At 60.7% G+C, this 15,904-nt stretch carries 14 protein-coding genes; 8 read left to right on the top strand and 6 right to left on the bottom strand.

Going from position 1 to position 15,904, the window contains the following annotated elements; all coding sequences use genetic code 11:
* Window positions 1–6: 6 nt before the first annotated feature.
* The 5 genes from hycE to hycA form a co-directional block, all read right to left on the bottom strand.
* Window positions 7–1,716, bottom strand: a complete 1,710-nt coding sequence (gene hycE / locus HF679_RS23940; RefSeq protein ID WP_123756776.1) for a formate hydrogenlyase subunit HycE — start codon at window positions 1,714–1,716, stop codon at window positions 7–9.
* 17 nt (window positions 1,717–1,733) lie between these two features.
* Window positions 1,734–2,657: a respiratory chain complex I subunit 1 family protein gene (locus HF679_RS23935; protein ID WP_187042439.1), complete on the bottom strand. Its 924-nt coding sequence runs from the start codon at window positions 2,655–2,657 to the stop codon at window positions 1,734–1,736.
* A gap of 2 nt (window positions 2,658–2,659) precedes the next feature.
* Window positions 2,660–4,486 carry a formate hydrogenlyase subunit 3 gene (hycC, locus tag HF679_RS23930; protein WP_154143967.1) on the bottom strand — a complete coding sequence of 609 codons (1,827 nt, stop codon included), beginning with the start codon at window positions 4,484–4,486 and terminating at the stop codon, window positions 2,660–2,662.
* A complete protein-coding gene (locus HF679_RS23925; protein WP_123756773.1) occupies window positions 4,483–5,091 on the bottom strand; it encodes a 4Fe-4S dicluster domain-containing protein in 609 nt (202 codons plus the stop codon). The genes hycC and HF679_RS23925 overlap by 4 nt, the downstream gene beginning before the upstream one ends.
* Window positions 5,092–5,172: 81 nt before the next feature.
* Window positions 5,173–5,622 (bottom strand): formate hydrogenlyase regulator HycA, encoded by a 450-nt coding sequence (gene hycA, locus HF679_RS23920; protein ID WP_154143969.1) that lies wholly within the window; start codon window positions 5,620–5,622, stop codon window positions 5,173–5,175.
* A 211-nt stretch (window positions 5,623–5,833) separates the two neighbouring features.
* Between hycA and hypA the strand changes: the two genes are divergently transcribed.
* The 8 genes from hypA to HF679_RS23880 all read left to right on the top strand — a co-directional run bounded on the left by hypA (window position 5,834) and on the right by HF679_RS23880 (window position 13,304).
* Window positions 5,834–6,184, top strand: coding sequence for a hydrogenase maturation nickel metallochaperone HypA (gene hypA, locus HF679_RS23915; RefSeq protein WP_123756771.1), 351 nt, complete (start codon window positions 5,834–5,836; stop codon window positions 6,182–6,184).
* A 64-nt stretch (window positions 6,185–6,248) separates the two neighbouring features.
* Window positions 6,249–7,121, top strand: coding sequence for a hydrogenase nickel incorporation protein HypB (gene hypB, locus HF679_RS23910; RefSeq protein WP_123756770.1), 873 nt, complete (start codon window positions 6,249–6,251; stop codon window positions 7,119–7,121).
* Window positions 7,112–7,384: a HypC/HybG/HupF family hydrogenase formation chaperone gene (locus HF679_RS23905; RefSeq protein WP_123756769.1), complete on the top strand. Its 273-nt coding sequence runs from the start codon at window positions 7,112–7,114 to the stop codon at window positions 7,382–7,384. Before hypB ends, HF679_RS23905 begins: the two co-directional genes overlap by 10 nt.
* Window positions 7,384–8,505, top strand: coding sequence for a hydrogenase formation protein HypD (hypD, locus tag HF679_RS23900; protein WP_123756768.1), 1,122 nt, complete (start codon window positions 7,384–7,386; stop codon window positions 8,503–8,505). Before HF679_RS23905 ends, hypD begins: the two co-directional genes overlap by 1 nt.
* Window positions 8,502–9,512: a hydrogenase expression/formation protein HypE gene (hypE, locus tag HF679_RS23895; protein ID WP_123756767.1), complete on the top strand. Its 1,011-nt coding sequence runs from the start codon at window positions 8,502–8,504 to the stop codon at window positions 9,510–9,512. Before hypD ends, hypE begins: the two co-directional genes overlap by 4 nt.
* Window positions 9,513–9,699: 187 nt before the next feature.
* Complete coding sequence (gene flhA, locus HF679_RS23890; protein WP_187042438.1) at window positions 9,700–11,772, top strand: formate hydrogenlyase transcriptional activator FlhA; 2,073 nt, start codon at window positions 9,700–9,702, stop codon at window positions 11,770–11,772.
* 40 nt (window positions 11,773–11,812) lie between these two features.
* The gene (locus HF679_RS23885; RefSeq protein ID WP_123756765.1) at window positions 11,813–12,241 is read left to right on the top strand and encodes a molybdopterin-binding protein; all 429 of its coding nucleotides are present in this window, start codon (window positions 11,813–11,815) and stop codon (window positions 12,239–12,241) included.
* Window positions 12,242–12,356: 115 nt separating this feature from the next.
* On the top strand, window positions 12,357–13,304 hold the full coding sequence (locus HF679_RS23880) for an alpha/beta hydrolase (protein WP_187042437.1): 948 nt from the start codon (window positions 12,357–12,359) through the stop codon (window positions 13,302–13,304).
* 1,165 nt (window positions 13,305–14,469) lie between these two features.
* Here HF679_RS23880 and HF679_RS23875 read toward each other — a convergent pair.
* On the bottom strand, window positions 14,470–15,870 hold the full coding sequence (locus tag HF679_RS23875; RefSeq protein WP_187042436.1) for a glycoside hydrolase family 1 protein: 1,401 nt from the start codon (window positions 15,868–15,870) through the stop codon (window positions 14,470–14,472).
* Window positions 15,871–15,904: the final 34 nt, after the last annotated feature.

Raw genomic sequence — 15,904 nt, 5'->3', positions numbered from 1 at the left:
GATTCCTTATTTCAGCGGCGAGTTTTTACGCTCGATGCTGTAGCGCTCCAGCTCTTTGTACGGCACCACTTTGCTTTTCTTCTTGCGCACGTCGACCACGGTCATGCGGTCGGTACAGGAGTAGCAAGGGTCGAGGCTACCGATAATCAGCGGCGCATCGGAGACGGTGTTGCCGCGCAGCATGTAGCGCAGGGTCGGCCAGTTAGCGTAGGTGGCAGCACGGCAGCGCCAGCGATACAGTTTCTGGTTGTCGCCGGTCATGCTCCAGTGGATATCATCCCCGCGCGGCGCTTCCGAGAAGCCGAGCGCGAAGCGATGAGGAATATAGGTGAATCCTTCAACCGCCAGCGGGCCGCCCGGCAGGTTGTCGAGGCCGAAATCGATCATATTCAGCGCGGTGTACACCTCGTTGATGCGCACCTTCAGGCGTGAAATCACGTCGCAGCCCTGCTCGCTGTGGACTTCCATCGGCAGCAGACCATAGCCGACAAACGGGTGGTCGGCGCGGGTGTCACGGGCGTGGCCGCTGGCGCGTACCATCGGGCCAACGTTGCTGAAGTCACGGGCGATTTGCGGGTCAAGACGACCGATACCCACGGTACGTTGCTCCATGTTCGGGGTGCTGAGCAGCATATCCACCAGATCCTGCACGTCACGACGCATCTGCTGCGCCAGTTGACGGGTCTGGATCATGTCATCTTTCAGCAGATCGCGACGAATCCCGCCGATCAGATTCAGACCGTAGGTTTTACGCGCCCCGGTAAGGATCTCAGCCATCTTCATTGAGGTTTCGCGCACCCGGAAGAACTGCATAAACCCGGAGTCGAAGCCGGTAAAGTGGCAAGCCAGACCGAGGTTCAGCAGATGCGAGTGCAGACGCTCCACTTCCAGCAGAATCGCGCGGATCATCTGCGCCCGCTCCGGCACCACGATGCCCATCGCATTCTCGACGGAAGTGGTATAGGCAGTGCTGTGGGCAAAGCCGCAGATGCCGCACACGCGATCGGAGAGGAAGGTCACTTCGTTGTAACCCATGCGGGTTTCCGCCAGTTTCTCCATGCCGCGGTGGACGTAGAACAGGCGGTAATCGGCGTCGATAATATTCTCGCCGTCAACAAACAGGCGGAAGTGGCCCGGTTCATCGGAGGTCACGTGCAGCGGGCCAATCGGCACCACGTTGTTTTTCTTGCTGCCCAGTTCGTTGATGAACTCGTAGGTTTCCGCATCGGTGGTCGGCGCCGGGCGCTGACGGTAATCCATGCTGTCTTTGCGCAGCGGATAGAGTTCATCCGGCCAGTCATCCGGCAGCACCAGACGACGTTCGTCCGGCAGTCCCACCGGCACCAGGCCGTACATATCGCGCACTTCGCGCTCGCCCCAGACCGCGGCAGGCACGCGCGGCGTCACCGACGGGTATTCCGGCTTATCAGCATCGACTTCCACGCGCACGGTGATCCAGCATTTGGTGCCCTGCTCCATCGACAGTACGTAGTACACCGCGTAGTGGCCGTTCAGCTTACGTTCGTCGTTGCCGAACAGCACCGACAGCCAGCCGCCCTGCTGGTAGTAAAGGAACTCGACCACTTCCGGCAGGTAGTTGACCTTCACCGTAACCGTCAGTTGGTCTTTGGTCTGCCAGGCTTCATCCAGCACCACGCCAGGGAAGGCCTGGTGCAGAGCGGCGAGATAGTGTTGACCGATTTTTTCTTCAGACATGCTCAAACTCTCTTAAATCACGCCACCAGCAAGGAGACGAAGGCTAAAAAGGCGAAACCAAACCCGGCCCAGGTGACGCGGGAGGTGGCACAGAAACGCAGACGCGCCATGCTGTTTTCGAACAGGGCGATCACCAGCACGCCGGCCACCAGCTTGACGACGGCCAGCACCAGCGCCAGCAGCAGTCCGCCGACGCTGAAGTAGGTCATCTGTCCCCACGGGATAAACACGCCGACAAACATCTGTAACACCACCAGCTGTTTGAGGCTGATCCCCCACTTCAGGACCGCAAAGCCGCTGCCGCTGTATTCGGTGAGTGGCCCTTCCTGCAGCTCCTGCTCCGCTTCCGCCAGGTCGAACGGCAGTTTGCCCATTTCGATAAAGGTGGCGAAGGCGCAGGCGCACAGCGCCAGAATCAACGGAATGCTACGCGCGGCAGGCCAGTGATAAAGGGTATCGGCGATGTTGCTGATATGGGTGGAACCCGCGACCTGCGCCGCGACCCACAGGCCGAGCAGCAGAATCGGCTCAACCAGCACGCCGAGCATCGCTTCGCGGCGGCTGCCAAGCGCCGTAAACGGGCTTCCGGTATCTAGGCCAGAAATGGCGAAGAAGAAGCGAGCGATGGCGAACAGGTAGATCAGGGTGATCAGGTCGCCCAGCCCCGGCATCGGGGAGGCCACGGTGATCACCGGCAGCGCGGTGGCGATGGTCAGCATCACCCCGACCATCACGTACGGCGTCAGGCGGAACACCCAACCGGAAGCGTCCGGGCCAACGCTCTGGCGCCCCAGCAGCTTCAAGATATCCCGGTACTCCTGCAGCACGCCCGGACCGCGGCGGTTATGCAGACGAGCACGGGCGACGCGGGTTATCCCGGACAACAGCGGCGCGGCGGCGAACAGCACCAGCGCCTGCAACAATGCAATTAATACGCTCATTCTCAGGCTCCTCGCGAAATCACAATCACCACCAGCACCGCCAGCTCAACCAGCGCGACGCTGCGGAACAGCGCAGGCGCCGCAGCATTCTGCCAGCCGGGAACCAGCCGGACCGGGTTCAGCCAGTGACGCAGTTTCAGCACCGGTGCAAAGGCTTCTTTCACCGGCATGGCGAAGCCGTGGGCGGTGATAACCATCGATTTTTCATGGTCGTAGCCACACACCCAGGCCGCACCGCGCGAGCGGGCCGGCAGACGGTCGCCTTTGAAGAAGATCATCAGCAGCAACGGCAGCAGCGGGCAGGCGATCAGCAGCAGCGCGATCAGCGGCTGCGACACCACGCTTGAGACTTCCGCCTGTACCGGGAAGGCACCGCCAACCAGCGGCAGCAGCCACGGCGCAGCGACCCCACCCACCACGCAGCAGGCGGCAGCCAGCACCACGCTAAAGGTCATCAGCCACGGCGCACAGGTGGCGTTTTCCGCCTCTTTGCTACGCGGCGCGCCGAGGAAGGTCACGCCATAGACTTTGGCCATGCACATCACCGCCAGTGCGCCGGTAATCGCCAGTCCAACTGCCAGCATCGGCCCCAGCAGGCGACCAACAAAGGCATCGCCGGTGCTCAGAGTGAAGAAGGATTGATAGATAACCCACTCGCCAGCAAAGCCGTTCAGCGGCGGCAGCGCGGCCATCGCCATCAGCCCCACCAGCATCGAGAGCGAAATCAGCGGCATCTTTTTACCAATTCCGCCGAGCTTTTCGATGTCACGATGACCGGTGCGGAACCAGACCGCGCCGGCGCCGAGGAACAGCGTGGTTTTAAACAGGCTGTGGTTGATCAGGTGATACATGCCGCCAATAAAGCCCAGCAGCATCAGGGTGGCGTTGTGGGTCGCCACGCCGGTGACGAAGGCCCCAAGGCCGAGCAGAATAATGCCGATATTTTCGAGGGTGTGGTACGCCAGCAGACGCTGAATATTGTGCTCCATCAGCGCATACAACCCGCCGACAAAAGCGGTGATCATCCCCAGAACCAGCAGCATCACGCCCCACCACAGCGGCGGTACGCTCCCGGCCAATGAGACCGTCAAAATACCGTACAGACCGACTTTCATTACCACGGTGGAGAACAGCGCGGCAGCCGGAGCGCTGGCGCCAGCATGCGCCTGCGGCGCCCAGCCGTGCAGCGGGATCACCCCGGCCAGCAGAGCGAAGCCAATCAGTCCCGGCAGCCACAGCAGCATATCCGGCGCGACGCCCAGCGACAGACGGTTAATCTGCGCCACTTCAAGCGTGCCGTAGGTCGACCAGACCAGCCAGCAGGTCCAGGCCAGCAGCAGAGTGCCGAGACGTCCCAGTACAAACCACAGCTTGCCGGACTGTGCGCAGCCGGTCAGGAAGGCGGCGCACAGGGCCATGATTTCCGCCATCACCACCAGCGCACCGAAGTTCGTCACCACGACCGCACTGGTGGCCGCCGCCAGCAGCAGGTTCACCAGCAGGCCGTTGGCTTTGACCTGCGGGTGGCGGTGCCACGCAATATTGAACAGCGAAATCGGTAAAGCCGACAGGCCGATGGCCAGCAGCCACAGCGCGTTAATCCCGCCAACCCGCATGGTGAGGTTCAGCAACTGCAGGACGCCGCCGTTCATCCGCTCCGGCATCAGCAGCGCTGCGCCGCCCGCCAGCACCAGCATCACGCTGGCCACCGCGCCACCAATCCCGGCAATTGCGCCGCTCAGCGATTTACGCATGGTAAAGAGAAAGGCCAGCACGCCGCTGACGGCATACCAAACCACAGCCTGATTGACTAAAGAAATCACACTCATTTCACGCCCCCTTGTTGCGCCTGAAACAGCGACAGATCGCCGAGGTCGGTATTAAAGGTCAGCTCGCGCTTACGCTTGCTGGCCTGGGCGATATCACGAATATCCACCAGCAGCAGCGCTTTGGTCGGACAGGTCCGGACACAGGCCGGTCCCTGCTCATCGAAATGGCACAGGTCGCATTTCACGGCGATAGCCCGCACGCCGGGAACCCAGTCGAGCAGCGAACTGACGCGTGCAGGGGCCGGTGGCGCGGCGGGTGCCAGAGGCGTATTGGCATTCGCCGGAATATCCAGCGGACGGCTGCCGGAAAATTCGATCGCCCCAAACGGGCAGGCAATCCCGCACAGCTTGCAGCTTACGCACAGGCTTTCATTCAGTTGGATCGCGCCATCAACGCGGTTAATCGCATTAACCGGGCACACGGCGGCGCAGGGGGCGTCTTCGCAGTGGTGGCACATCTGCGGCGCGGATTCTTTTTCATTACGCATGACCTGCAGTCGCGGCATGGCCTGCAGGCCGTGCTGGCGGTGCGTCTCTGCGCAGGCGGCTTCGCAGGTGCGGCAGCCAATACAGACGGTGGAGTCAGCAATTACAAAACGGTTCACCGGATCATCCTCGGGTGACAGTCATTTTTGACGAAATCAGGGTGTTCAGCTGTCATTTTCGACACCTGTCGACACCTACGGTTAATGAGCCAACGCCAGATGGCTTAAATCCACCGGTTGGTCGCGTTCCATGGCGTCATACAGACGGTCATACACGCTGGCGATAATCGCCAGATAATGCTCCAGCACCTGTTCGCGCGAACGGTTGCTGATACGGCCATCAATGGTGCCGTCGGAGGCCAGCGTTGCTTTAGCAATCAGACGCTTATCATCGCTGTTGCGTGTTTCAACGTAGTACTCGATGGTGTGGTTGTTGAACCCTTCCGCCAGTGCGACATACACCTGAAAATGTTCAAATAAAACAAAGCACAGCTCTTTGTCCGGCGCGCAGCTCATCGCGTGATGCAAACGTGCCTTGGACAGCGTGATGCCCTGAACCAGCGAATTGCAGTAATGCCGCCACTGATCCTGATAGCGACGGTGACGATCGGCGATGTAGTCCGCCTTTTCACTTATTTCCCAAATAGTCATCTCGGATTCCCCGTTTTCATGAGATGCACCGTACTAGCATTTTCCATGCCAAATTTTAACTACTTGATATTGAATGAAATTAACAAAACCAACGTCCTGAACTGACATGTCGATGACAGCCATTCACTGTCGTCATCGACAGCCACGCCGACAATAACGGTGAGCTGGCATCGTTATTGCATATAAGGCCTATAGAGATACGGAGGCAGCCATGCACGAAATCACGCTCAGCCAGCGGGCGCTGGAAATTATTGAACAACAAGCGCAGCAGGCCGGGGCACAACGGGTCACCGGCGTGTGGCTGAAAGTCGGCGCCTTTTCCTGCGTGGAAGCCAGCGCGCTGACTTTCTGCTTTGAACTGGTGTGCCGCGGGACGTTGGCGGAAGGCTGCGAGTTGCATATCGACGAACAGCAGGCGGAATGCTGGTGTGAATCCTGCCAGCAGTATGTGCATCTCATCTCGCAGCATGTGCGTCGGTGCCCGCAGTGTCAGAGCGACACCTTACAAATCGTCGCCGACGACGGCTTACAGATCCAACGAATAGAAGTGAGCCCCGACTGATTCAGGTTGTTTCCGGCAAAACCAAAACAACCTGAACGACGACGGGATAGACCAGGAGTAAATTATGTGTACGACTTGCGGCTGTGGGGAAGGCAACCTTTATATCGAAGGTGATGAACATAACCCCCACTCGGCGTTTCGCAGCGCCCCCTTCGCGCCGGCCCCGCGCCAGACCATGACCATTACCGGCGTCAAAACCGATAACTTCACCCCTACCCGCTCTGAAAGCGGCGACCTGCACTACGGCCACGGCGAAGCAGGAACCCACGCGCCGGGCCAGAGCCAGCGCCGGATGCTGGAGGTGGAGATCGACGTGCTGGATAAAAATAACCGGCTGGCCGCCCGCAATCGCGCCCGCTTTGCCGCCCGCGGCCAGGTGGTGCTGAACCTGGTCTCCAGCCCTGGCTCCGGTAAAACCACCCTGCTGAGCGAAACCTTACTGCGCCTGAAAGGCAAAACGCCGTGCGCGGTTATCGAAGGCGACCAGCAGACCATCAACGACGCGGCGCGTATTCGCGCCACCGGCACCCCGGCCATTCAGGTCAACACCGGTAAAGGCTGTCATCTCGATGCGCAGATGATCGCCGATGCCGCCCCGCGCCTGCCGCTGGCGGATAACGGAATTCTGTTTATTGAAAACGTCGGCAACCTGGTGTGTCCGGCCAGCTTCGATCTCGGCGAACGTCATAAAGTGGCGGTGCTGTCGGTGACCGAAGGGGAAGACAAGCCGCTGAAATACCCGCATATGTTCGCTGCCGCCAGCCTGATGCTGCTGAACAAAATCGATCTGCTGCCGTACCTCAACTTTGATGTGGAGAAGTGCCTCGCCAGTGCCCGGGAGGTGAATCCCAATATTGAGATCATCATGCTCTCCGCCACCAGCGGTGAAGGCATGGATACGTGGCTCAACTGGCTGGAGGCGCAGCAATGTGCATAGGCATTCCGGGACAAATCTGCGCCATTGATGGCAACCAGGCGAAGGTCGAAGTGTGCGGCATTCAGCGCGAAGTCGATCTGACCCTTGTCGGCGCCGTCGACGAGCACGGTCAGCCGCGCCTCGGGCAGTGGGTGCTGGTCCACGTCGGCTTCGCCATGAGCATCATTAATGAAGCCGAAGCCCGGGATACTCTCGAGGCGCTGCAGAATATGTTTGAAGTCGAGCCGGACGTCGGCGCGCTGCTGTACGGCGAGGAGCGATAATGCGTTTCGTTGATGAATACCGCGCCCCGGAACAGGTGATGCTGCTGGTTGAGCACCTGCAGGCGCGGGCGCAACTGCTTCCCCATACCGCCGAACGCCCGCTGCGGATTATGGAAGTCTGCGGCGGCCACACCCACGCCATTTTTAAATTCGGCCTCGACCAGCTGCTTCCCGACAATATTGAATTCATTCATGGTCCTGGCTGCCCGGTCTGCGTGCTGCCGATGGGGCGTATCGACACCTGTATCGACATCGCCAGCCGTCCGGGCGTGATTTTCTGTACCTTCGGCGACGCCATGCGCGTGCCCGGCAAAAACGGTTCATTGCTGCAGGCAAAAGCCCGCGGCGCCGATGTGCGCATCGTCTATTCGCCGATGGACGCCCTGAAGCTGGCGCAGCAGAACCCGGAGCGTGAAGTGGTCTTCTTCGGCCTCGGTTTTGAAACCACCATGCCCGCCACCGCCCTGACCCTCCGCCACGCCCGCGAGCGCGGCGTCGACAATTTCTACTTCTTCTGCCAGCACATCACGCTGCTCCCGACCCTGCGCAGCCTGCTCGACCAGCCGGACAACGGCATCGACGCCTTTCTTGCCCCCGGTCACGTCAGCATGGTCATTGGTACCGACGCCTACGGTTTTATCGCCAGCGACTATCATCGTCCTTTAGTGGTCGCTGGATTCGAACCGCTTGATCTACTGCAAGGCGCGGTGATGCTGGTTGAGCAGACAATAGCGAGGCACAGTCAGGTGGAAAATCAGTATCGCCGCGTGGTGCCTGATGAAGGCAATCCGCTGGCGCAATCGGCAATAGCCGATGTTTTCTGCCTCAGCGGCGACAGCGAATGGCGCGGCCTGGGGGTCATCAGCGATTCCGGCGTATGCCTGACGCCCGCCTACCAGCGTTTCGATGCCGAGGCCCATTTCCGCCCGGCGCCGCAACGCGTCTGTGACGATCCGCGCGCCCGCTGCGGCGACGTGCTGACCGGTCGCTGCAAGCCGCACCAGTGTTCGCTGTTCGGCAAAGTCTGTAATCCCCAGAGCGCCTTCGGCGCGCTGATGGTCTCATCAGAAGGCGCATGCGCCGCCTGGTATCAATATCGCAGTCAGGAAAACGAAGCATGAAAAGCGTCCAGTTAGCCCACGGTAGCGGCGGTCAGGCGATGCAGCAGCTGATCGCCTCCCTGTTTATGCAGGCGTTTGCCAACCCGTGGCTGGCGGAGCAGGAAGATCAGGCGCGTCTTGATCTGGCGCAGTTAGCCGCCCTCGGCGACCGCCTCGCCTTCTCCACCGACAGCTACGTCATTGACCCGCTATTTTTCCCCGGCGGCGATATCGGCAAGCTGGCGGTATGCGGTACCGCCAACGACGTGGCGGTCAGCGGCGCCCTGCCGCGCTATCTCTCCTGCGGGTTTATTCTCGAAGAGGGGCTGGAAATGAGCATCCTCGAACGGGTGGTCAACAGCATGGCCCATACCGCGCAGGCCGCCGGGATTGCCATCGTGACCGGCGATACCAAAGTCGTGCCGCGCGGCGCGGCGGATAAACTGTTTATCAACACCGCCGGGATCGGCGCGATCCCGGCGGACATTCGCTGGGGCGCGCAGCAGATTACCCCCGGCGATGTCCTGCTGGTCAGCGGCACCCTCGGCGATCACGGCGCCACTATCCTCAACCTGCGCGAGCAGATGGGGCTGGACGGCGCGCTCTCCAGCGACTGCGCGGTGCTCACGCCGCTGATTCAGACCCTGCGCGACGTTCCCGGCGTCAAAGCCCTGCGCGATGCCACTCGCGGCGGAGTCAACGCGGTGGCCCATGAGTTCGCCGCCACCAGCGGCTGCGGCATCGAGCTGCATGAACAGACGCTGCCGGTCAACGATACCGTACGCGGAGTGTGCGAGTTATTAGGCCTGGATGCGCTTAACTTCGCCAACGAAGGCAAGCTGGTGATTGCCGTTGCCCGGGAGGCAGCGGAAGCGGCGCTGGCGCAGCTGCGTAGCCATCCGCTGGGCCGCGATGCGGCGATGATTGGCGAGGTGGTTGAACGCCGCGGCGTACGTTCCGTCGGGTTATACGGGGTCAAACGCACGCTGGATCTGCCTCACGCCGAGCCTTTACCACGAATTTGTTAACCGTAGCCCGGACAGATGCGCAGCATCGCCTCCGGGAAAAACATCAGCATCTCAGCATGATTATCCAGCCCAAACCATCGGGCCACCACGGATGGATTACCGCGGCAACGACTGCTTTTTAACATACTATTATTTGTGTCATCACTTTCTTATGCGCCGCCTGAATGGCGCTTTTTGGACTTAAGCAATGTCGTATACACCACTGGGCGATTTTGGGCAGCAAGGGCTGTTCGATATCACCCGTATTCTGTTACAGCAGCCTGACCTGGCCGCGCTGAGTGAAACGCTAACCCGCCTGGTTCAGCAGTCTGCGCTGGCAGATCGCGCGGCCATTATCCTGTGGAATGCCGGAAACCACCGCGCGACCCGCTACGCCTGCAACGACGCGGGCCTGCCGGTCAGCTATGAAGATGAAACCTTACTGGCCCACGGGCCGGTGCGCCGCCTGCTGTCGCGCCCCGATGCGCTGCATTGTGACCACGCCACCTTTGTCGAAGCCTGGCCGCAGCTGGCCGGCTGCGGTTTGTATCCGCCATTCGGTTATTACTGCCTGCTGCCGCTGGCGGCGGAAGGTCGCATCTTCGGCGGCTGCGAGTTTATCCGCAACGACGACCGCCCCTGGACCGAAAAAGAGTACCAGCGGCTGCATACCTTTACCCAGTTGGTTGCGGTGGTAACCGAACAAATCCAGAGCCGGGTCAGCAACAATGTGGATTACGATCTGCTGTGCCACGAGCGCGACAACTTCCGCATTCTGGTCGCCATCACCAACGCCGTGCTCTCCCGGCTGGATATCGATGAGCTGGTGGGCGAGGTGGCGAAGGAGATTCATCGCTATTTCCGCATCGACGCCATCAGCGTGGTGCTGCACAGCAGCCGCAAGGGCAAGCTGAATATCTACTCGACCCACTATCTTGACGCCAGCCACCCGGTGCACGACCAGAGCGAGGTCAACGAGGCCGGCACCCTGACCGAGCGGGTGTTTAAAAGCAAAGAGATGCTGCTGCTCAACTTGCACGAGCACGACTCGCTGGCGCCGTATGAAAAAATGCTCTTCGAGATGTGGGGCAACCAGATCCAGACCCTGTGCCTGCTGCCGCTGATGTCCGGCAATAATTTGTTGGGAGTGCTGAAGCTGGCGCAGTGCGACGAAAAAGTATTCACCACCACCAACCTCAAGCTGCTGCGCCAGATTGCCGAGCGGGTGTCGATCGCCATCGATAACGCCCTCGCCTACCAGGAAATTCAGCGTCTGAAAGAGCGGCTGGTTGACGAAAACCTGGCGCTGACCGAGCAACTGAATAACGTCGAGAGCGAGTTTGGTGAAATTATCGGCCGCAGCGAAGCCATGCACAGCGTGCTCAAGCAGGTCGAGATGGTGGCGCAGAGCGACAGCACCGTGCTGATCCTCGGTGAAACCGGCACCGGCAAGGAGTTGATTGCCCGGGCGATCCATAATCTCAGCGGACGCAACGGCCGGCGGATGGTAAAAATGAACTGCGCCGCGATGCCTGCCGGGCTGCTGGAGAGCGATCTCTTCGGCCATGAGCGTGGTGCCTTTACCGGGGCCAGCGCGCAGCGTATCGGCCGTTTCGAGCTGGCGGATAAAAGCTCCCTGTTCCTCGACGAAGTGGGCGATATGCCGCTGGAGCTGCAGCCGAAGCTGCTGCGGGTGTTGCAGGAGCAGGAATTTGAGCGGCTCGGTAGCAATAAGCTGATCCAGACCGACGTCCGGCTGATCGCCGCGACTAACCGCGATCTTAAACAGATGGTCGCCGATCGCGAATTCCGTAGCGATCTCTATTACCGTCTGAACGTCTTCCCGATCCATCTGCCGCCGCTCCGCGAGCGCCCGGACGATATCCCGCTGCTGGTCAAAGCGTTTACCTTTAAAATCGCCCGCCGCCTCGGGCGCAATATCGACAGCATTCCGGCGGAGACCCTGCGTACCCTCAGCCGGATGGAGTGGCCAGGCAACGTGCGGGAACTGGAGAACGTGATTGAGCGCGCGGTGCTGCTGACCCGCGGTAGCGTGCTCCAGCTGTCGCTGCCAGAGCTGAATATTGAGCCGGAAACGCTACCGGAGGCCGCTCTGCCGCAGGAGGGGGAAGACGAATATCAGCTGATTGTTCGGGTGCTGAAAGAGAGTAACGGGGTGGTTGCCGGGCCGAAAGGCGCCGCGCAACGGCTGGGTCTCAAACGCACCACGCTGCTTTCCCGCATGAAACGCCTGGGAATTGGCAAAGATGAGTTAGTATAAGTTTTGTACTTATCGCAATCAGTCACTGGAAGGAGGTTTTATGGCGGTATCAGCACGTAACCAACTGACCGGCACGGTGAGTGCCGTTGCCACCGGCGCGGTCAATGATGAAATTGAATTGACGCTCACCGGCGGCGCAACGCTGGTGGCGATTGTCACCCACAGCAGCCAGCAGGCGCTGGGGCTGGTCCCTGGCAAAGAAGCTATCGCCTTGATTAAAGCCCCGTGGGTGACCCTGGCAACGGAAGCGTGCGGCCTGAAGTTTTCTGCCCGTAACCAGTTTGCCGGCAGCGTCAGCCGGGTGACCGAAGGCGCGGTGAACGCGACGGTGCATATTACTACCGATGCCGGGTTTGATATCGTGGCGGTCGTGACCAACGAGAGTCAGGAAGAGATGCAGCTGGTGCAGGGCAGCCGCGTGCTGGCGCTGATTAAGGCCTCGGCGATCCTGATTGCCACCCGCGCTTAACACCATCCAAAACACTGTTTCATTTCGATAAAAGTGAAACAGTGTTCTGTGAGACACCTCGCGTTACCCGCCGTGAATGAATGATAAATAAGCGTTTTCCATCATGGAGATGCTTATGACGCGTTTACCCCTGGCGGCAGCCATGACTCTGCTTATCTCTTCTCAGGCGGCTCTCGCCGCCCTGCCCACGCTACCGGTCTGGCCCGGCGGCGAGGCCCCCGGTGCAAAAAACAGCCCGGCGGTCCCGTCTCTGGTGGATCGTAGCAAAGATGGCGCCCTGCCCGACCGCGCGGTGACCGGTATCCGCGCGCCGGAGATCACGGTGTATGCTCCCGCGAAGCCCAACGGTATTGCGCTGCTGGTCACCCCTGGCGGTTCCTATCAGCGGGTGGTGCTGGACAAAGAAGGCAGCGATCTTGCCCCGGTGTTTACCGCGCAGGGCTATACCCTGTTCGTCATGACCTACCGCATGCCGGCGGACGGCCACGCGGAAGGCAGCAACGCGCCGTTGGCCGATGCCCAGCGCGCGCTGCGCACCCTGCGGGCCCGCGCCCCGGAGTGGCACATCGACCCGCATAAAATCGGCATCATGGGCTTTTCTGCCGGCGGTCATGTCGCCGCCAGCCTCGAGACCCGTTATGACGATGCGGTCTATCCCGCCACGGACGCCGTCGATGGCCTGAGCGCGCGCCCCGATTTTGTGGTGCTGGGCTATCCGGTAATTTCGATGGATCCCGCCATTGCCCATCCCGGTTCGCGCCACGCGTTGATTGGCGATACGCCGACGGCAGAACAGCAACGTCGCTATTCGCCGGAGCACAATGTGACCGCCGCGACGCCGCCAACGTTCATTATGCATGCGGTGGATGATCCTTCGGTGCCGGTCGATAACGCGTTGGTGATGTTTAACGCGTTGCGTGCTCACAAGGTGCCGACCGAGTTACACCTGTTTGCCGAGGGTAAGCACGGTTTCGGTATCCGTGGAACAACGGGGCTACCCGCCGCCGAGTGGCCTCAGCTGGCAATGAACTGGATTGCGTCACTGCCGGAGATGGAAAAGTAGCGCCAGAGGCTTCTCCCCGGAGGCGATGCTGCGCATCTTGTCCGGGCTACGGGAGCGCGCGGTCTGGTTACCCCGGAGGCGATGCTGCGCATCTTGTCCGGGCTACGGGAGCGTGCGGTCTGGTTGCCCCGGAGGCGATGCTGCGCCTCTGTCCGGGCTACGGGAGCGTGCGGTCTGGTTGCCCCGGAGGCGATGCTGCGCATCTGTCCGGGCTACGGGAGCGTGCGGTCTGGTTGCCCCGGAGGCGATGCTGCGCATCTGTCCGGGCTACGGGAGCGTGCGGTCTGGTTGCCCCGGAGGCGATGCTGCGCCTCTGTCCGGGCTACGGGAGCGTGCGGTCTGGTTGCCCCGGAGGCGATGCTGCGCATCTTGTCCGGGCTACAGGATCGTGCGGTCTGGTTGCCCCGGAGGCGATGCTGCGCATCTTGTCCGGGCTACGGGAGCGTGCAGTCTGGTTGCCCCGGAGGCGATGCTGCGCATCTTGTCCGGGCTACAGGATCGTGCGGTCTGGTTGCCCCGGAGGCGATGCTGCGCATCTTGTCCGGGCTACGGGAGCGTGCGGTCTGGTTGCCCCGGAGGCGATGCTGCGCATCTTGTCCGGGCTACAGGATCGTGCAGTCTGGTTGCCCTGGAGGCGATGCTGCGCCTCTGTCCGGGCTACGGGAGCGTGCGGTCTGGTTGCCCCGGAGGCGATGCTGCGCATCTGTCCGGGCTACGGGAGCGTGCGGTCTGGTTGCCCCGGAGGCGATGCTGCGCATCTGTCCGGGCTACGGGAGCGTGCAGTCTGGTTGCCCCGGAGGCGATGCTGCGCATCTGTCCGGGCTACGGGAGCGTGCGGTCTGGTTGCCCCGGAGACGATGCTGCGCATCTGTCCGGGCTACAGGATCGTGCGGTCTGGTTGCCCCGGAGGCGATGCTGCGCATCTGTCCGGGCTACGGGAGCGTGCGGTCTGGTTTCCCCGGAGGCGATGCTGCGCATCTTGTCCGGACTACGGGAGCGTGCGGTCTGGTTGCCCCGGAGGCGATGCTGCGCATCTGTCCGGGCTACGGGAGCGTGCAGTCTGGTTGCCACGGAGGCGATGCTGCGCATCTGTCCGGGCTACAGGATCGTGCGGTCTGTAGCCCGGACAGGCGCATCAGCGCCGCCTCCGGGAGATTTTGCGGGGCTATTTTTCGGCACTGAAGCCGTTACTGGCCGCCAGTTCGGCAAACCACAGCGCGTTGCGTTTTATCTGCCGCTCGCCGGTTTGCAGATCGAGGCGCCAGAAGCCGTAGCGGCGCTTGAACGAGTTAATCCACGACCAGTTGTCGATGAAGGTCCACTGGTGCACGCCGAAGCAATTGGCGCCGTCGGCTATCGCCCGGTGCAGCTGCACCAGATGCTCTTCCATCAGACGAATGCGGAATGAATCATCGATCACCCCGTCGTCACCCGGCTCCCCTTCCGACTCGATATCCATCGCAATACCAATTTCTGCGAGGAACCACTTAATATTGCCGTAGTTGTCGCGCACGTTGGCGGCAATGTCATAGATCGCCTGCGGCAGAATTTCGTTGTTATCGCGATACGGGTTAAACCGCCCTTCAGGATTAACGTAGTTTTCGAAGTAATATTCCGGGGTGAAATAGTCCAGCGTATAGTCGCTCTCACGCGCCTGTACCCGACGCGGAACGTAGTAGTTCACGCCGAGAAAATCGACGTGCGAACCGGTAATCAGCTCAACGTCGGCTTTCGTCACTTCCGGCAGGCAATCGTGAGCGGCCAGAATTTCGCACAGCTCTTTCGGGAACTGATGTTTGACCAGCGGATCGAGGAAGCTGCGGTTAAAAAACAGATCCGCATGCCATGCCGCCTTTTTGTCCTCCGGACTGTCGTTGCGGGTGTAGGAAGGCGTCAGGTTCAGCACCACCCCGATCTCGCCCGGCAGCGCCAGCTCACGGAACTCGCGAATCGCTTTGGCGTGGGCCAGCATAATGTTAAAGGCCACCTGCGCCGCCAGCTTGCCATCCTTTTTACACGGATAGTGGAAGTCGTACAGATAGCCCCCTTCCACCGGCACAATCGGCTCATTGAAGGTGATCCAGTATTTCACTTTATGGCCAAACAGCTCGAAGGCGGTGCGGGCGAAACGGGCAAAGAGATCCGTTACGTGCGCCGACTCAAATCCGCCATACTGCTTTTGCAACGCTTCCGGCATATCGAAGTGATAGAGGTTGATCATCGGCTCGATACCGTTGGCGATCATCTCATCAAGATAGGCGTTGTAAAAACGCACCGCGTCCGGATTGGCGGCCCCGGTTTCAAAATCATCAATCAAGCGAGACCATTGAATCGAGGTACGAAAGGAGTTAAAGCCGGTCTGTTTCATCAACGCCACATCCTGCGGGTATTGATGATAGGTGTCACAGACGGTTTGCGGTCCAATCTGCTGATAAAAGCGTTCCGGTTGCTCGGCAAACCAGCTGTCCCAAATCGAGCGGTGCGGCTTGTTGCTCACCCCTTCCGTTTGCGGACCTGATGCTGCTGCCCCCCAAAAAAAGCCTTCCGGAAACTGATACCGGGTCATAACGCCTCCTGTCAGTGAAAAAAGGCCGCGCCTG

This window comes from Enterobacter sp. JUb54, from assembly GCF_014298075.1.
Lineage (GTDB): Bacteria > Pseudomonadota > Gammaproteobacteria > Enterobacterales > Enterobacteriaceae > Klebsiella > Klebsiella lignicola.
This window is presented reverse-complemented; position numbering and strand designations above follow the sequence as displayed.